Origin of the sequence: Cohnella sp. SGD-V74 (genome assembly GCF_003001675.1) — a bacterium.
Classification (GTDB): domain Bacteria; phylum Bacillota; class Bacilli; order Paenibacillales; family Paenibacillaceae; genus Cohnella.
Genome location: NZ_PVYW01000016.1, coordinates 185,272 through 202,420 on the forward strand (window position 1 = coordinate 185,272; position 17,149 = coordinate 202,420).

Here is a 17,149-nt window from a genome sequence, read left to right on the forward strand (position 1 = left end):
ACACGCACCGAGGGCTTCTCTGCCCTGCGGTGCGTGTTTTGCTGTGCAGCCGGTTATTCCACGAAGTCGTCGATCTCGTTCAGTCCGACGGTGTAAACCTGCTTCTCGTCCACGTGGTACGCGGTGATGAGCTGCTTGTCGGCATCGTAGTTCAACACGCGGCACGGAATGCTGAGCTTGATTCCGCGGCCTTTGTTTATGTTGATCCGGATCAGCTTGCTGGTTTCGATAAAAAAACGAATGCGAAGCTCCAACGGGTTGGGCTCGGAAGGTTTGGGCGCCGGCTTCTTGGGGGGAGCGGAAGGTTTAGCCTTCGCGTCTTCCCGAGCCGCGGCGGCCCGATTGTCCGTTACGATCCGATAATGGTCCAAATTCGCGTTGTTCAATTCGTGAAGCAGCCGTTTCAAAGCTTCCCCTCTGTTCGGAGAGGAGATGCTGAATTCCACTAAAAAACAATGGGAGCCATCGGAATTCTGATGGGTGTCATTCATGAAGAAGCCTCCGTTGCCATGCATAGTCCGATTAAACCATGTCCTAGATCCCAATATACCACGAGATGGACGCCCAATATAGGGGGTATGGGTCTAAATGCCCTGAAAAATAATTCTAACTTCGCATATTTTATATCGCATGAACCTATGCCTGAACTGGGAGGTGATTGGCATGGTTAAAGTGATGCCGCTGCGAGTCGGGGAATGGACGGCGATCGGCGTCGAGGTGCTGCTGCCGAAGACGACGCTTCTGGCCGTGACGGCCGGTCCGGGATACATTATGTGCGGCGCTCTGGATGTCCAGTTGCTCAACGAGAGGCTGAAGGACCGCGCGATCGTCGCGGGCCGCGCCGTGGGGGTCAAGACGATCGAACAGCTGCTGGATGCGCCGCTCGAATCCGTTACCGACGCCGCGCAAGCCCTTGGCATTACCGCGGGCATGCGCGGGCGGGAAGCGATTCGAATTATGGCGGAAGCCGCTTCGTAACGAGATTATTCGAACAGCTTGCGCAAGCTCTCCTCGTACGGAGCGGTTACGATTCCCTTTTCGGTCACGATTGCGGTCACCAGATCTGCCGGGGTGACGTCGAATGCCGGGTTGTACACCGCTACTCCTTCGGGAGCGGTGCGCTTGCCGAAGCCGACGGTTACTTCGTCGGGATGGCGCTCCTCGATCGGAATGTCGGCGCCCGTCGGCGTCGACAGATCGATGGTCGACAGCGGACAAGCGACGTAGAAAGGAATGCCGTGCGCCTTGGCCAGCACGGCCACGCTGTACGTGCCGATCTTGTTGGCGACGTCGCCGTTGGCGGCGACGCGGTCCGTGCCGACGATGACCGCCTGGATCCAGCCTTTGGACATGACGTGGCCGGCCATATTGTCGCAGATCAGCGTCACGTCAACGCCTGCTCGCTGCAGCTCGAAGGCGGTCAGGCGAGCGCCTTGCAGCACGGGACGAGTCTCGTCCGCGAATACTTTGAGCTGAATGCCTTGCTCCAGCGCCAGATAGAACGGAGCAAGCGCCGTGCCGTACTTGGCCGTGGCAAGTCCCCCTGCGTTGCAGTGGGTAAGTATGCCCATGCCGTCCTTGAACAACGTCAGCGCGTGCTCGCCGATCAGACGGTTCGTCTCCTCGTCCTCGGCGTGGATTTGTTTCGCTTCGTCCAGCAGCGCTTGCGTCGCTTCTTCCGGCTCGAGTCCGAGCGAGGCGAGCGCCTGGGCCCGCGCCTTCATCCGATCGAGCGCCCAGAACAGGTTCACGGCGGTCGGCCGGGACGTCGCCAGATGCTCGGCGTGGCGGGTCGCCTCCGCAGCCCAGTCGGCCGGGCTTCCGGCGAAGCCTTGGACGCCGAGCACGACGCCGTAAGCGGCCGCGATGCCGATCGCCGGCGCTCCCCGCACCTTCAGCTCCCGGATCGCTTCCCAGACGTCCTGAGGCGTCGTCAGATGAAGATAGACGGTCTCCTCCGGAAGAAGGCGCTGATCGAGCAGCGACAGCGCATCGTTTTCCCAGATAAGGGATTGCAGTACTTCGTGATTCGCCTGTTGCGATTCATGGCTCATTGGTTTGATGCTCCTCTCGATTCTTTTGCCCGTCGGCTTGCGGATCTATACCCGGGCGGCGGAATCGGCAATATCGATGATGTCTTCGATGGACGCGATCCGGCGATTGCGCTTGATCAGCGTCGTTCCGATCGCGAGCGCCAGTCTTTGCGCCCGGGCTCGCACGTCGGCGTCCGGAATTTTATCGATGTCTGCGACGTGCGCTAGACCGACGATCCGGCGAACGATTTTGGCTCCGGCGAAGCCGGCCGTATCCTGCAGAAGCCTGCTTACATAGTCGTTCTGGTAGCCCGCCGTCTTGGCGATCCGATCGACGCCGTGCTCGTTCCACAGCGCGCGGAATTTCCGCTCGAAGCCGTTCCAGATGTCGCGGATCGCGGCGAGCAAATACTGTCTGCGCTCTTGGCGGGAAGCTTCGTCCGCAGACCAATGCTCCTGCGACGCATAGTGCAGCAGCAAGTTCGCGATCACCGCGCCTATGTCGAAGCCCATCGGTCCGAAGTAGGCGAATTCGGGGTCGATCACCTTGGTCGACTGCTCGGTGACGAAGATGCTGCCGGTGTGCAGATCCCCGTGAAGCAGCGCCTGCGCGTGCGTCAGAAATTTCTCCCGGAGCAGAGCGACTTCCAGATGAAGCTCCTGATCGGCCCACAGCTTTTCGGCATCCGCTTGCAGATGGGGATCGAAGCTGTTCGTATCGGCATTCGTATACGGATGGTCGAAGATGAGGTCTTCCGTAATTTTGCACAGGTCCGGGTTGACGAAAGAGCCCGCTAGCTGCTTCTTCTCTTGCTGGTTCATGCCCAGATCGGACGTGAAGAACAGCGTCTTGGCGAGAAAGTCGGAGATGTGCTCCGCGAACAGCGGGTAGACGCCCCCGTCGATCAGGCCTTGCCGCATAATGACGTGGCTGCTCAGATCCTCCATGACCGTAAGCGCCAGTTCATTGTCGGAATGGTATACCTTCGGGACAAGGCCCGGGGCCAGCCGATCTTCGATGATCAGCGCTTCGCTCTCGATGCGCGCGCGATCGAGCGACAGCGGCCACGATTCGCCGACGACTTTGGCGTACGGCAGCGACTGCTTCACGATCAGGCCGGAACCCGTGGAAGCTTGGCTGATATGGAATACGAGATTCAGGTTGCCGTCTCCGATCTCGCGGCAGCGGAGCTCGCCTTCGGGACCGAATACGCCAGCGATACTTTGGGCGATCTCGATCGCTTCTTGTTCGGTTAGCGGGTGATAATTGCTCATTAAACGTTCGCCTCCACAAAGTTATCCGACGGGTTCAGTTGTATTTATCTCAAAATGGTCTGTATGTTAGTATAAATCACTTTATGCGCGGTTTAAAGTGCCGAAGGACAAGCCGCAGCATGCCGGCTTGTCCTTAAAGGAAGAAATTAAAAGGCGAGGGAGAAGATGGGGGCTCTAAGTTATTTAGAGGGCAACACAAGTGAGCAATAAGAAGAATGGGGATATATCTCCTGTAGAGCAAAGCGCCTGCCTCATACGGTCATGAAATTACCCTGTTGCGGGTTAAACAATTCCTAATTTCATGACCGTATCAGCAGCGAAAGGAGATATATCCCCATGTTCATGGATCGATCGCTTGGGTTGCCCTGACTTTGAGGCCCCCAGCTCAAACGGGCATTTCCGGCCGGAGGGACGATTCCCGCACGACAAGCCGATGCGGAATGAGCTGCCGGGCCGTAATCTCGATGTCCTTCATCAGATTAAGCACCATCTGCGATGCCGTGTAGCCGAGCTGATAGGTTCCGACGTCTACGGAGCTGATCGGAGGAATCGTGAGTTCAGACAAGGCGATATTGTTGAAGCTGACGATCGCGACGTCCTGCGGTACGCGGTAGCCGAGCTCGGACAAGCCTTTGAGCACGCCGAAGGCGACGACGTCGTCGATGACGACGAGAGCGGTCGGGGGCTCCGGCTGGGACATGATCGAAGCCATGGCGCGATAGCCGCTCTCGATCAGAAACTCTCCTTCGACGACCCAGCTTTGCTTGAACGGGAGTCCGGCTTCCGCGAGCGCTTTCGTATAGCCGTTCATGCGATCCTGGGTCATGGCCAGCTTGGCCGGCCCGCTGACGAAGCCGATTCTTCTCTGGCCCTGGGCGATCAGGTGCTTCGTGGCGTCGTAGGCGGCTTGCACGTTGTCGTTGTCCACCGACGGCACGTCCTCGTAATCCAGGCTTCTGCCGATCAGGACGAACGGCATGTTCTCCTTGCGCAGGAAGTGGATGATCGGGTCGGAGGAACGGGAGTAGAGCAGGATGAGTCCGTCGATCCGGCCTCCCTTGACAAGCCGGGCTACGGTGTCGAGTTCTTCTTGCTCGTTGCTGCCGCCCGCCATCAGCAGGTCGTAGCCTGCCCGGGTCAGCTGCGCAAGAACCCCTCTGATCAATTCATAGAAGAAAAAGTTTAAGAGCAGTTCCTCGGCCGGCTTGGGGAAGATGACCGCGATCGTACGGGTCGTTCTGGAGACGAGGCTTTTCGCCATCAGGTTCGGATGGTATCCGAGCTCTTCCATGATCCTTTTGACTTTCCGGCTCGTCTCCGCGCTGATCCGAGGATGCTCGGAAATGACTCTGGATACGGTGGATGGCGATACGCCCGCCGCCTTGGCTACGTCTTTGATCGTGACGGTCATTGTCGATGGCCTTCCTTTACGAACGTTTTGATAGAGGATGTTCAAAAAGTCAGCTTTTGATGACGAAGTAGAGCGGGAAGCGGATTCGACATCGAATCTTGAATTCAGCCGGGCTTTCCGGTGCTCACGTAGGTTTTCCTACGCTCCGCTCCTCAATCCCTAAGCTTCATCCAACCTTCTCGGTCCTGAAAAGCCGACTTTTTGAACACGCACTAATAGTTTTATTGTATCCGATCCGGGCACTGTGTACATTGGAAAATCCGATTTTTTTGTGCACCTTCGCGTGCGTGGTAGCGCAAATATTGTGCCAAAGTTTGCACAAATACGCAACATGAAGAAAAACCGAAATCGAGAGATATAACGAGTAAATTAAAGTTTTATACGCATTTTCTTTCGAATTTAATATGTGCAAACGATTTACAAAGATCTGTTTTTGATTATGATAGAAAGCAGATCCAAAAGCGCTTTCATTTATCGAACCTACACAAACTTGCTCGAAAACCGGGCTGTTTGTCATTTTTTTGCCCTATTGGACAAACGTTTGCACTATAAAACGAAGTCCCAATCAGAGCGGAAAATGACGGTGAGATAAATCGGCCAAGCGCAATTATTGAAATCAGTGAGAGGGGTTCGGAAACGAATGAAAAAAGTGTATGCAAGCACGATGCTGACGATGGCGCTTTTGTTGTCCGCTTGCGGAGGAGCCAATAACGGGAACAACGCGTCATCTTCCCCTAGCGCCAGCGCGCCTGCCGCTACGGAGAGCGCGAGCGCCGCTCCTTCCGAGGGAGCGGGCGAAGAGGAGTACGCGCCGGAAGAAGGCGCGAAGCTGGTCGTCTGGTATTCCGCGAGCGAGAAAGCGCTGATCGACGAAGCCGCCAAAGCATTTAAAGAGAAATACGGCATCGATATCGAATACCAGGACGTAGGTCCGGACAAATCGATCGAGAAAATGATTACGGACGCACCGGCCGGCGTAGGCGCGGACGTCTTCCTGGCGGTGCACGACCGTCTCGGCTCGGCCGTCCAAGCGGGCGTCGTGCTTCCGAACGACCTGCACGAAGAAGAGTCGAAGGCGAACAACTCCGACAAATCCGTGGAAGCATGGGCAATCGACGGGCAATTGTACGGCTATCCGATGTCCGTAGAGACGACTGCGGTGTTCTATAACAAAGACCTGTTCGCGGACACGAACGGCGAAGCGCCGAAGGATTGGAACGGCGTTATCGAATTCGCGAAAAAGTTCAACGACGCGAAAGCGCAGAAGTACGCCTACATGTGGGAAGTCGGCAACGGATACTGGAGCTGGGGCTTCTTCGGCGGCTACGGCGGCTACGTATTCGGCAAGGACGGCACCGACGGCTCCGATATCGGTCTTAACAGCGCGGGCTCCGTCGAAGCGGCACAATTTTTCGGCAGCCTGAAGGACCAAATCCTGCCGATCAAAGCGGCCGACATTAAAGCGGACATCAAAACGAGCCTGTTCAACGAAGGCAAGTTGGCGATGAACGTGAGCGGTCCTTGGCAGACGGGCGAGTTCAAGAAGTCGATCGCCAACCTCGGCGTCATGGAATATCCGACGCTGCCGAACGGCAAACCGATGATGCCTTTCTCCGGCGTCAAAGGCTTCCTGGTCAACGCGTATTCGCAGTATCCGATCGCCGCGAAGCTGTTCGCGGAGCTGGTCTCCTCCGAGGAGTTCCAGGCGAAGAACTTCGAGCTGTTCGGCAGCCTGCCGTCCAACAAGAACGTAGCGGCAAGTGACAAAGTGAGCAGCGATCCGTTCGCGAGCGTGTTCCTGAAGCAGTTCGACAACTCCACGCCGATGCCGAAGATCGCCGAGATGAACGCGTTCTGGGCGACGCATGAAGCCGCGCTCGCTTCCCTGTGGAACGACAAGGCCGATCCGCAGGCGACGATGGACGATTGGGCCAAGAAAGTGAAAGACGCGATCGCATCCGCGCAATAACAATAGCACGCAACCATGCGCCATCCACCCGCCGCCTCGCGGCGGGTGAGACGGCTTAACAGGAAGGAGAGGGCTCATCTTGAAGCATCGCGCTGCGACGGCGGGTTGGCTTTCCGTAATTTGCGCGGGATTGGGCCAATTGTACAATCGGCAGTACGTCAAAGGTTTGTCGTTCATTCTCGTATACGCGGCCGGCATCTATGCGATCGCCGCCAAGCTCACCCCTCACTTGAAGGGGATCGTAACGCTCGGAGAGCAGGGCCAGCATCTGGTCAAAGTAGGCAAAATTTATAAAAACGTTCCCGGAGACCATTCCATCTTCATGATGATCTACGGGGTATTGGCGATTCTCGTCGTCCTGCTGTTTCTGCTGTTCTACGTATTGAATATTCGCGACGCGGTCGTCGTCGGACGCCGGAAGCAAAGCGGCTCGGAGCTGCGCGTGCTGAACAGCAGCGTGTTCCCGTGGCTGCTCCTGTCGGTGCCGATGATCGGCGTATTGTTCTTCACGATCATGCCGATCGTGTTCACGTCGCTGATCGCGTTTACGAACTACGCGTCGCCTAATCATATTCCGCCGAAAAACCTGGTCGACTGGGTCGGCTTCGCCACCTTCGACAAGCTGTTCAACATGAACGTCTGGAGCGATACGTTCGTCGGCGTTCTGAGCTGGACGATCGTCTGGGCGATTCTGGCCACGGTGACCTGCTATTTCGGGGGCATTCTCGTCGCGCTTTTGATCAATCAGCAAGGCATCCGGTTCAAAGGCATCTGGAGAATGCTGTTCATTATTCCGTACGCCATTCCGCAATTCGTCTCGCTGCTCATCATGAAAAACCTGCTGAACGAGAAGTTCGGCCCGATCAACCAATATTTCCGCTATTTCGGGATGGAAGGTCTGCCGTGGCTGAACGATCCGTTCTGGGCGAAGGTGTCCGTCATCGTCGTCAACATGTGGATCGGCATCCCGGTGTCGATGATCCTCGTCATGGGCATCCTGACGACGATTCCGAAGGACCTGTACGAGGCGGCGGACGTGGATGGAGCGACCGCCGGGGCGAAGTTCCGCAACATTACGATGCCTTATATTTTGTTCGCGACGGCTCCGATTCTCATCACGCAATTCGTCGGCAACATTAACAACTTCAACGTCATTTTCCTCCTGACCGGGGGCAATCCGGCTACGATGAAATACAACAACGCAGGAGAAACCGATCTGCTCGTCACCTGGCTGTACAAGCTGACTCTTGATTTCAACCAGTACAACATCGCGGCGGCCGTATCGATTCTGATCTTCCTGTTCATCGCGGCCGCGGCCATCGTCATGTTCAGGAGAACGAGGTCGTTCAACGAGGAGGACATGATCCAATGAAACCGCGTCTGTTGTTCAGTTACGCGCTGCTGGCGCTGATCGCCGTAGCCTGCATCTACCCGGCTCTGTGGACGGTGCTGTCCTCCTTCCGCGTCGGCAATTCGCTGTTCAGCGATCACTTCATTCCGACCGCTTGGACGCTCGATCATTACCGCGACTTGTTCCGGGAACGGGCGGACCGTTCGATTCCGTACGCGAACTGGTACTGGAACACGCTTAAGGTGGCGACGGCGAGCATGGTGCTCGGCACGCTCATTCAGCTGCTGACGGCGTACTCGATCTCGCGCTTCCGGTTCAAGGGCCGCAAGGCGATGATGATGATGATTCTGATTCTCGGCATGTTCCCGGGATTCCTGAGCATTATGGCGGTGTTCATCATTCTGAACACGATCGACTTGCTCGATTCGATCTGGGCGCTCGTACTCGTCTATTCCGCAGGCGCGGCGCTTGGGATGTTCGTCGCCAAAGGCTTCTTCGATACGATTCCGAGAAGCTTGGAGGAAGCGGCGCGCATCGACGGCGCAAGCCACATGTCGATCTTCATGCGCATTATCCTGCCGCTGTCGCGTCCGATCATCACGTATATTTCGCTTACGACGTTCGCCGGCGCCTGGGTCGATTTTATTTTCGCCAGGGCGATCTTGCGAACTCCGGAAAACTGGACGCTCGCCGTCGGCCTGTGGAGCATTATCGACTCCTACAACAGCACCGAGTTTACGTTGTTCGCCGCGGGCTGCGTGCTCGTCGCGGTGCCGATTACGCTGCTCTTCATGTACACCCAGCGCTTCCTCGTGGACGGGCTGACGGCGGGAGCGTCCAAAGGATGAGGCGCGGGGCGAAGAGACCGCTAGCTTTCTTCGCTGCCGCCGCTCTGCTGCTGGCCGGCTGTTCGGCAGCCGCCCCGAAGGAATCCGCCGCTCCGGCGGACGGACCGTCCGGCGTATTCTACGAAGTGTTCGTTCGCTCGTTCGCCGATTCGGACGGGGACGGCATCGGGGATTTGAACGGCCTGACGGGCAGACTCGACTATTTGGAAGACCTCGGGGTGGATGGACTGTGGCTGATGCCCATTCAGCCGTCCCCGAGCTACCACGGCTACGACGTGACCGATTATTACGGGATTCACCCGGATTACGGCACGATGGACGACTTCCGCAAGCTGCTGGAGGAAGCCCAGCGCCGCGACATTCGCGTCATTATGGACCTTGTCGTCAACCATACGAGCTCCGAGCATCCGTGGTTCGCCGATTCGGCTCAGGGCGCCGGCAGCAATTACAGGGACTGGTATACGTGGGCGGAAAATGCCGAGCAGGCGACGCCCTCCGACGGGGCGACGGGATCGGACCCGTGGCACAAGGGAGAGAGCGGCAGCTACCTGGGCGTCTTCTGGGGCGGCATGCCGGACTTGAACTTCGACAATCCCGAGGTCCGCAAGGAAATGATCGCCATCGGCCAATACTGGCTCAAGGAAGGCGTAGACGGCTTCCGACTGGACGCGGCCAAGCATATTTTCGGCGATTTCAAGTCGACGATCTCCTCTCCGACCGTGCAGCAGAAAAATAAAAGCTGGTGGCAGGAGTTCCGCCAAGGCCTCGACGAGGTCAATCCCGACGCCTATCTCGTCGGCGAAGTATGGGACGGAGCGGCGATCGTCGCGCCTTATCTGGACAACGCGCTCGATTCGGCTTTTAACTTCGATCTTGCGGGCACGCTGCTCGGCGCGGCGGCTTCAGGCCGATCGTCCAGCATCGGCTTTACGCTGTCCCGTATGCATGACTACTACGGCAAGGTGTCCGGGGGCCGGTTCGTCGACGCGCCGTTCCTGTCCAACCACGACCAGACTCGCGTCATGAGCGCGGTCGGTGGCGATGTCGGAAGAGCCAAGCTTGCGGCTTCGCTGCTGCTGACGATGCCGGGCAACGCCTTCGTCTACTACGGCGAGGAGTTGGGCGTCGCCGGGCTTAAACCGGACGAGAAGCTGCGCGAGCCGTTCCCGTGGACGAGGAAGGGGGGCTCGCCGGAGGAGACGACGTGGCAAAGCTCGTCGTATCGCACCGAAGAGGCGTCAGTGGAAGCTCAGGAGGCGGACCCGAATTCGCTTTTGAACCACTACAGGAAGCTCATTTCCTGGAGGGCCCAGCATGCTGCGCTGCGAGAAGGCACGATCGCTTCTTACGACGCGGGGAACGACTACGTCACCGCATACGTACGCGCGAGCGGAGACCGGCAATTGCTGGTGCTGCACAATATGTCCGAGCAGCCGCAGACGGTCGCGCTGCCGGAAGGCAAACCGGAGCAGGCCGTGTTCTCCAAGCTGCGTCTGACGACCGACGACGCGGCGTCGATGGACGGACAGACGATCTCTCTTCCTCCTTACGGAACGGTTGTTTTGACTTCTTAATGAATGATCTAAATATAAGCCAATGAGGTTGATCTATAGGCAAAGTTGCTTAAGATAATCGATGGACAAAGAAAGGTGTATGTACCTCCCGGAGACTGCCTCATACGCTCCTGAAACTACTTTGTAACGGGTTTCCCCATTCAGGTTTCAGGAGCGTATAGCATCGGAGGGAGGTACATATACCTTCACCTTTATGATCGATTATCTTTGCGAGCAACTTGGAGCGCCTATAGATCAGCCTTCTTTGCGTTGGCACGAACGCCTATCCATCCGGCCACATACAATGGAGCACTCACACGAATGACTGGAGAGTGGGATAGGTGGATATTCAATTATCTGCGATTCACTGGGTTTACGTGGCGTTTATCGCATTCATACTCGCTTTGCTCGTGAAGCGAAGAGATACGACGCTGATCTGCGTCGCGGGCATTTTCACGCTGGGCTTGATCGCGACGGAAAGCATCGGCGGCTCGGTGTCGGGCATTTTCAACAGCTTTATTTACGCCACCAAGGAGCTGCTGGGCACGATCTTCATCATCTCGATCATCGTCGCCATGAGCCGCGTGCTCATCATTACGGGCATCAACGAGACGATGATTAAACCGCTTACAGGGTTTCTGCGGACGCCGACGCTGGCGTTCTGGGGCATCGGCATCATCATGCTGCTGACCTCGCTGTTTTTCTGGCCGTCTCCCGGCGTCGCCCTGATCGGGGCCGTGCTGCTGCCGGTCGCGCTGCGCGTCGGCCTGCCTGCGCTCGGAGCGGCCGTTGCGATGAACCTGTTCGGACACGGCATCGCGCTGTCCGGAGATTACATTATTCAAGGAGCGCCGAAGCTGACGGCGGACGCGGCGGGCTTGCCGGTGTCCCAGGTCATGGCGGCCAGCGTCCCGCTCGTCATCGTGATGGGGCTCGTGACGACGATCGTCGCGTTCTGGATGATGCGCAGGGACATGAAGAACGGGAAGTGGAACGACGGCTTGGTCGCCGCCGGCCGGGAGGAAGCGGGGACGAAAGCGGCGGTGAACTTGCCGGCTTCGGTGAAGAAGGCGCTGGCCATCGCGATCCCGATTCTGTTCGCGATCGACGTCGCGGCGATGTTCGCCTTCGACCTGCAAGGAGGCGACGCGACCGCCCTGATCGGCGGTACGGCGGTCGTCATCCTGATCGTGGCGACGATGCTGGCCCATCGGAACAAAGGGCTGGAAGAGACGACCTCATATTTAATAGAAGGTTTTCAATTCGGATTCCGGGTATTCGGACCGGTTATTCCGATCGCGGCGTTTTTCTATCTCGGCGATTCGGCTTTCAAGGAGCTGTTCGGCGACGGCGCGCTGCTCGGCTCTCACGGCATCGTGAACGATCTCGGCGTCGCGCTCGCCAATTCGGTGCCGATGAACGGAGCGGTCGCATCGGTGACGCTGACGGCTACCGGAGCGATTACCGGCCTCGACGGCTCGGGCTTCTCGGGCATCTCGCTCGTCGGCTCGGTCGCGCACATGTTCTCCGTCGCGCTCGGCAGCGGAGCGGCGACGCTGACCGCCCTCGGCCAGGTGGCGGCGATCTGGGTCGGCGGCGGAACGCTGATCCCGTGGGCGCTGATCCCGGCCGCGGCCATCTGCGGCGTCAGCCCGTTCGAGCTGGCCCGGCGCAACCTGAAGCCGGTGCTGATCGGGCTGGCCGTCACGACGGTCGTCGCGATATTCCTCGTGTAAGCAAGGATGCAAACCCTGCAGCCGATCCGCCCTGTCGTCTCGACGGGCGCGGATCGGCTGCACTACAATGAAAAAATAAAATGAACCGTTTGCCGGGATGCGGGATCTAACAGATAGATAGAGAAAAATAAGGCGGCGAAACGTCTTGGAAACGGAGGAGAACCGTTGTCTGAACTGGCATGGAAGACGGATGTGCAGCTCGCCTGCTCGGGCGACCGCGAGGCGTTCTCAAGGCTTGTCCGACAGATGCAAAACGAGCTGTACGGAATGGCGCGGACGCTGCTGCACAGAGACGAGGATTGCGCGGACGCGATTCAGGAAGCGATTCTGCAAGCTTACCGAAGCGTTCGGAAGCTGCGGGAGCCGGCTTATTTTCGGACCTGGATGTTTCGGATCCTCATTCACGAGTGCCGGCGAATCTACCGGAAGCAGAAGAGAGTGTCTCCTACGGATGCGATTCCGGACCGGGCAGCTCCGGACAGGGAGTCGGATCTCGACTTGAAGGATGCCGTCAATCGGTTGGACGAGCCTCTGCGTACGTTGGTGAAGCTGCATTATTTCGCGGATTTGCCGTTGGCGCAGATCGCGGACATCATGAACGTGTCGGAGGGGACGCTGAAGTCGAGGCTGCATCGGGCCAGGCGGCAGTTGGTCAAATGGCTGAACGTATCCGAGAGAGGTGAGATCGGTTATGAATGCTGAACAGTTGGAAACAAGGCTGCAGAACATCGGAAAACGGGAGGGGACGAGCGTTCCGGCAGCCGTTGCGGAGAGGATCGAGCTGACGTTGGCGGCTTTGCCGGATCGGAGCGCGCAGAGGCGGACGGCAAGGAGACGCAGAGCTTGGGCCGCGCTGATCGCTTCGGCGGCGATCGTCGGAGGATCGATCGCGGGGTATTCGGCTTACAATCAGGAGGGGGCGTTAGAGAGTCCTGTCGAGCAGGCCGGACCGTCTTCGGGGATTCCGATTGATGTCCACTCCGAGTACGAGAGGCTGAGGTCGCAGCTCTCCGTCTATGAACTCCGAGACTCGATCCGCAGAATGAGTCTGAAGGAGAACTCGGTGTCGGGAGCAGGCGTATCGGATCAAGGAATTCACGTGCGGCTTGGCTACATCGTCAACGACGGCTATGCGCTGGCTATCCGCTACTCGATCACGTCGGATCAGCCGATTAAGGATTTTAACTTGAAGGGCGCTGTGCGAGTGGACGGGCAGACGGTCGGATATGTCGGCCAAGCGGGAGAAGACGAAGGGGAATACGCCGTTTTTCGCAACGAGTATACGATCGTGAGCTCGACTCAATACGAAGGCGTGCTGTCCACGACATACTACCCTTTCGAAGGCGTCCGGATGCAGCATACGGACTTCGAGTTGGCCGTCTCGCGGATCGGGACCGTCGATGGAGAGTGGGAGTTCGACGTCGATGTGCGCAGGCAGGACCCTTCGCTCGTCATCGTCACTCCGCAAAACTCATTTGACGTGAGCTACGGTCTGAACGTGAGCAAAGTTTCGATGTCCAAGGTGTCCACGAGAATCGATTATACGTTCAAGCCGTCCGCATCCAGAATAAATCGGGTTTTCGGAATCGAGCTGGAGGACGATACGGGATACCGGTACGGAGCGGTCGCTCTCCGCGAATCCGGGAACGGGGAGATCAGCCATGCGAGCTTCCCGGCGCTTAATCCCGAGGCGAACAGCTTGCTGATCAGACCGGTCTACTGGGATTGGAAGATCAACGACGGGAAGGGACGGGCCGACGTGAAGAGCGTGCCTGCCCCGAACGATCCGCTTGTCGTTCCGATCGGGGAGGACAAGGAATTGATCGTCACGGCGATCGAAAGGCGATCGGACCGAACCGTCGTGCGCACGCTGTTCCCGCCCGGCGAGGCTGTCGGCTTTTCCCTGTACGACGTCGAGAACGGCAAGGTGCCTGTTATCGATACGCTGTACGGCAAGGAGAGCGGAATGGTTTTCGGTCCCGTTGCGTCCGACGCGAAGCTTCAGATCGTGGCGGAAAGCTTCGGGAAGTCGACCTACCTGCCCGAGCTGGAGGTACGGGTCAACCTTCTCTAATCCGACTGTGTTATAATGAAGAAATCGTTAGGGCACAGAGGAGAGGGAAGCAACGCAATGGAAACGACGATCGCATTGAGAGAATGGGCCGTCGCCGTCAAGGCGCTGGAGGAAGGCAGGCAGGTCATCGTGCTGCGCAAGGGCGGCATCGCCGAGGAGACGAAGGAGTTCCGGCTGGAAAGCCCAAGGTTTTATCTGTTCCCGTCTTTCGAGCACCAGCGCCCGAATTTGGTGATTCCGGAAGCCGCCGGAGGCGTAGAGCAGACGCAAGCGGAAGCGGCGTTGACGCCGGGATTCGTGACGGTCACCTCGTTCGCGGAGGTTGCGGAGGACTTGGAAGTGACGGACGCGGAGACGTTGAAGCGGCTGGAAGGTTTGCATATTTGGACGGAGGATTACGCGGAGGAGCGATTGCGGTGGAAAAAAACGAAGCCGCTGCACGTGCTTGTCCTGCGAGTCTACCGGCTGAACGAGCCTCGGACGATTCCGATGCGAGACGAATACGGCGGATGCAAATCCTGGATCGAACTGCAAGATTTGAGCGGCTCGCCGCTGACTCCGGTGCTGGACGACGAGCAATTCCGACGGCAATCGGAAGAAGTGAGAAATCGCATACATCGTTGATATTGCGGGCAAACCGTCGTTCGTTTCCGATCGGGACGAAGAACGGTTTGCTTTTTTGACGTATCTTTCATAAAATTGTTATTGAGAATCACTGAGAATCAAATTAAAATAATTATAAACAAGGATTTATTCCAAAAGAGAATAAGTCCTCATAGAAACTTGGAGGGTTAGAAGAATGTCTACTCAATTTGAAATTCAAGGTCTGAAGTCGTCCATAGAGGGCAAAGAGATTTTGAAAGGAATCGATCTGAAGATTAACGGCGGCGAAGTGCACGCGATCATGGGTCCTAACGGTACAGGCAAAAGTACGCTTGCATCGGCATTGATGGGCCATCCGAAATACGAAGTAACCGAAGGAGCCGTTACGCTGAACGGCGAAGACGTGCTGGAGATGGGCGTCGACGAGCGCGCGCGCGCCGGCATGTTCCTCGCGATGCAGTATCCGAGCGAGATTACGGGCGTCACGAACGCCGACTTCCTGCGCAGCGCGATCAACGCCCGCCGCGAAGAAGGCAACGAGATTTCCCTGATCAAGTTCGTGCGTCAGATGGAAGCGAAGATGAAAGAGTTGGAGATGAATCCGGAGTTCATGCACCGCTATCTGAACGAAGGCTTCTCCGGCGGCGAGAAGAAGCGCAACGAGATTCTGCAGATGATGCTGCTCGATCCGAAGCTGGTCATTCTTGATGAGATCGACTCCGGTCTCGACATCGACGCGCTGCGGATCGTGGCCGAGGGCGTGAACGCGATGCGCGCGGAAGACCGCGGATTTCTGATTATCACTCACTATCAACGCCTGTTGAACTATATTACGCCCGACTTCGTTCACGTTATGATGCAAGGCCGCATCGTGAAGTCCGGCGGACCGGAGCTGGCTCAGCGTCTGGAAGCGGAAGGCTACGATTGGGTAAAAGAAGAATTGGGCATCGTCGACGAGACCGTCGGCCAAGCTTAAGGAGGCAGGCAGCGATGAGTACACCCATAACTTCTTTCGGCCGGGAAGCGGCCGCCGCAATCGCGCGCAGCAAGAACGAGCCGGCCTGGCTCGTCGCCGTGCGCGAAGAAGCCGGACAGCTGGCGACGGAGCTTCCGTTGCCGAAGCCGGAGAAGCTTCCCCTGACGCGCTGGACACTGGACCATTACGGAGTGAACCGCCCTGGGCAGGCGGCGGCTTCCGCGGCGGATTTGCCCGCCCCGATTGCCGCGCTGCTTCCGGAAGAGAAGAGCGGAACCCTGATCGTTCAGCATAACTCTTCCGTCATCTACACGCAGCTATCCGACGAATTGAAGGCGAAGGGCGTCATTCTGACGAGTCTGGAAGACGCCGCTCGCAATCACGAGGAGCTGTTCCGTCAACATTTCATGACCGCTTATACGAAGGATGAGCACAAGCTGTCCGCCGTGCACGCGGCGCTCTGGAACGGCGGTGTATTCCTGTACGTCCCTAGCGAAGTCGTGATCGAGGAGCCGATTCAGGCGCTGCTGTTCGCGGATGACGCGACGGCTACGTTCATGCCTCACGTTCTCGTCATCGCGGATAAGCACAGCCGCGTATCGTTCGTGGAGCAAGTCGCTTCCAAGCTTGGCGAGACGACGTCCACGCTGCTGCACAACAGCGCCGTGGAAGTGTTCGCGAAAGCCGGAGCGTTCGTGCAGTATGCGGCCGTTCATCATATGGACGGAAGCGCGATCGATTTCGCTTACCGCCGCGCGGTGCTGGACAACGACTCGCGCATCGAGTGGATCGTCGGCGACCTGCACAACGGCAACGCCGTTACCGATACGAAGTCGGTGCTTAAAGGCAACGGATCGACGTCCGATTCGAAAATCATTTCCGTCGGAACGGGCAGCCAGCGCATGAGTCTCACGACGCAAGCCGTTCACTTCGGCCGTTCGAGCGAGAGCGACATGATTACCCGCGCGGTTATGAAGGAAGAATCGACGGCGATCATCAACGGCATTACGAAGATCGAGCACGGCGCCACGAAGGCGAACGGCCAGCAGACCGAGAGAGTGCTCATGCTGAGCCCGAAAGCCCGCGGAGACGCCAACCCGATCCTGCTGATCGACGAGGACGACGTCAAAGCCGGACACGCGGCCAGCGTAGGCCAAGTGAACGCCGAGCAAATTTATTATTTGATGTCCCGCGGAATTACCCGCAGCGAAGCGGAGAGGCTGATCATTCATGGCTTCCTCGACCCGGTCGTATCCGAGATTCCGCTGGAAGGACTGCGCGAGCAACTGCACCGCATCCTTGAAAGAAAGCTGGGCTAAT

The 17,149-nt window shown here is 57.8% G+C and carries 15 protein-coding genes; 11 read left to right on the forward strand and 4 right to left on the reverse strand.

The genetic code is table 11. The features are described 5' to 3' along the window. Nucleotides 1-53: 53 nt before the first annotated feature. A complete protein-coding gene (locus B0G52_RS23240; protein WP_094047789.1) occupies nucleotides 54-491 on the reverse strand; it encodes a hypothetical protein in 438 nt (145 codons plus the stop codon). A gap of 172 nt (nucleotides 492-663) precedes the next feature. Between B0G52_RS23240 and B0G52_RS23245 the strand changes: the two genes are divergently transcribed. Further along, nucleotides 664-978 carry a YunC family protein gene (locus B0G52_RS23245; protein ID WP_094047790.1) on the forward strand — a complete coding sequence of 105 codons (315 nt, stop codon included), beginning with the start codon at nucleotides 664-666 and terminating at the stop codon, nucleotides 976-978. Between the two features lie 5 nt (nucleotides 979-983). Here the strand turns inward: B0G52_RS23245 and mtnA are convergent, their stop codons facing one another. The 3 genes from mtnA to B0G52_RS23260 form a co-directional block, all read right to left on the reverse strand. Beyond that, nucleotides 984-2,054: an S-methyl-5-thioribose-1-phosphate isomerase gene (gene mtnA, locus B0G52_RS23250; RefSeq protein WP_094047791.1), complete on the reverse strand. Its 1,071-nt coding sequence runs from the start codon at nucleotides 2,052-2,054 to the stop codon at nucleotides 984-986. Between the two features lie 45 nt (nucleotides 2,055-2,099). Then, nucleotides 2,100-3,308, reverse strand: a complete 1,209-nt coding sequence (mtnK, locus tag B0G52_RS23255) for an S-methyl-5-thioribose kinase (RefSeq protein WP_094047792.1) — start codon at nucleotides 3,306-3,308, stop codon at nucleotides 2,100-2,102. A gap of 385 nt (nucleotides 3,309-3,693) precedes the next feature. After that, a complete protein-coding gene (locus tag B0G52_RS23260) occupies nucleotides 3,694-4,719 on the reverse strand; it encodes a LacI family DNA-binding transcriptional regulator (protein WP_094047793.1) in 1,026 nt (341 codons plus the stop codon). Nucleotides 4,720-5,359: 640 nt separating this feature from the next. On the opposite strand from B0G52_RS23260, the gene B0G52_RS23265 reads away from it, so the two are divergent. The 10 genes from B0G52_RS23265 to sufD all read left to right on the forward strand — a co-directional run bounded on the left by B0G52_RS23265 (nucleotide 5,360) and on the right by sufD (nucleotide 17,148). Continuing rightward, complete coding sequence (locus tag B0G52_RS23265) at nucleotides 5,360-6,688, forward strand: sugar ABC transporter substrate-binding protein (protein WP_094047794.1); 1,329 nt, start codon at nucleotides 5,360-5,362, stop codon at nucleotides 6,686-6,688. A 79-nt stretch (nucleotides 6,689-6,767) separates the two neighbouring features. Beyond that, entirely contained in the window at nucleotides 6,768-8,060 is a 1,293-nt protein-coding gene (locus tag B0G52_RS23270; protein WP_094047795.1) for a carbohydrate ABC transporter permease, read from the forward strand. After that, nucleotides 8,057-8,887: a sugar ABC transporter permease gene (locus B0G52_RS23275; protein WP_094047796.1), complete on the forward strand. Its 831-nt coding sequence runs from the start codon at nucleotides 8,057-8,059 to the stop codon at nucleotides 8,885-8,887. Before B0G52_RS23270 ends, B0G52_RS23275 begins: the two co-directional genes overlap by 4 nt. Then, a complete protein-coding gene (locus B0G52_RS23280; RefSeq protein ID WP_094047797.1) occupies nucleotides 8,884-10,461 on the forward strand; it encodes an alpha-amylase family glycosyl hydrolase in 1,578 nt (525 codons plus the stop codon). The genes B0G52_RS23275 and B0G52_RS23280 overlap by 4 nt, the downstream gene beginning before the upstream one ends. A gap of 320 nt (nucleotides 10,462-10,781) precedes the next feature. Next, nucleotides 10,782-12,176, forward strand: a complete 1,395-nt coding sequence (locus B0G52_RS23285; RefSeq protein WP_094047798.1) for a hypothetical protein — start codon at nucleotides 10,782-10,784, stop codon at nucleotides 12,174-12,176. Nucleotides 12,177-12,341: 165 nt separating this feature from the next. Further along, nucleotides 12,342-12,878 (forward strand): sigma-70 family RNA polymerase sigma factor, encoded by a 537-nt coding sequence (locus B0G52_RS23290; protein WP_233162955.1) that lies wholly within the window; start codon nucleotides 12,342-12,344, stop codon nucleotides 12,876-12,878. Beyond that, a complete protein-coding gene (locus tag B0G52_RS23295; RefSeq protein WP_094047799.1) occupies nucleotides 12,868-14,250 on the forward strand; it encodes a hypothetical protein in 1,383 nt (460 codons plus the stop codon). Before B0G52_RS23290 ends, B0G52_RS23295 begins: the two co-directional genes overlap by 11 nt. Before the next feature lie 57 nt (nucleotides 14,251-14,307). Then, the gene (locus B0G52_RS23300) at nucleotides 14,308-14,874 is read left to right on the forward strand and encodes a DUF1802 family protein (RefSeq protein WP_094047800.1); all 567 of its coding nucleotides are present in this window, start codon (nucleotides 14,308-14,310) and stop codon (nucleotides 14,872-14,874) included. 175 nt (nucleotides 14,875-15,049) lie between these two features. Then, nucleotides 15,050-15,829 carry a Fe-S cluster assembly ATPase SufC gene (gene sufC / locus B0G52_RS23305; RefSeq protein WP_094047801.1) on the forward strand — a complete coding sequence of 260 codons (780 nt, stop codon included), beginning with the start codon at nucleotides 15,050-15,052 and terminating at the stop codon, nucleotides 15,827-15,829. A 14-nt stretch (nucleotides 15,830-15,843) separates the two neighbouring features. Next, nucleotides 15,844-17,148 carry a Fe-S cluster assembly protein SufD gene (sufD, locus tag B0G52_RS23310; RefSeq protein WP_094047802.1) on the forward strand — a complete coding sequence of 435 codons (1,305 nt, stop codon included), beginning with the start codon at nucleotides 15,844-15,846 and terminating at the stop codon, nucleotides 17,146-17,148. The last annotated feature ends 1 nt before the right edge of the window (nucleotide 17,149 follow it).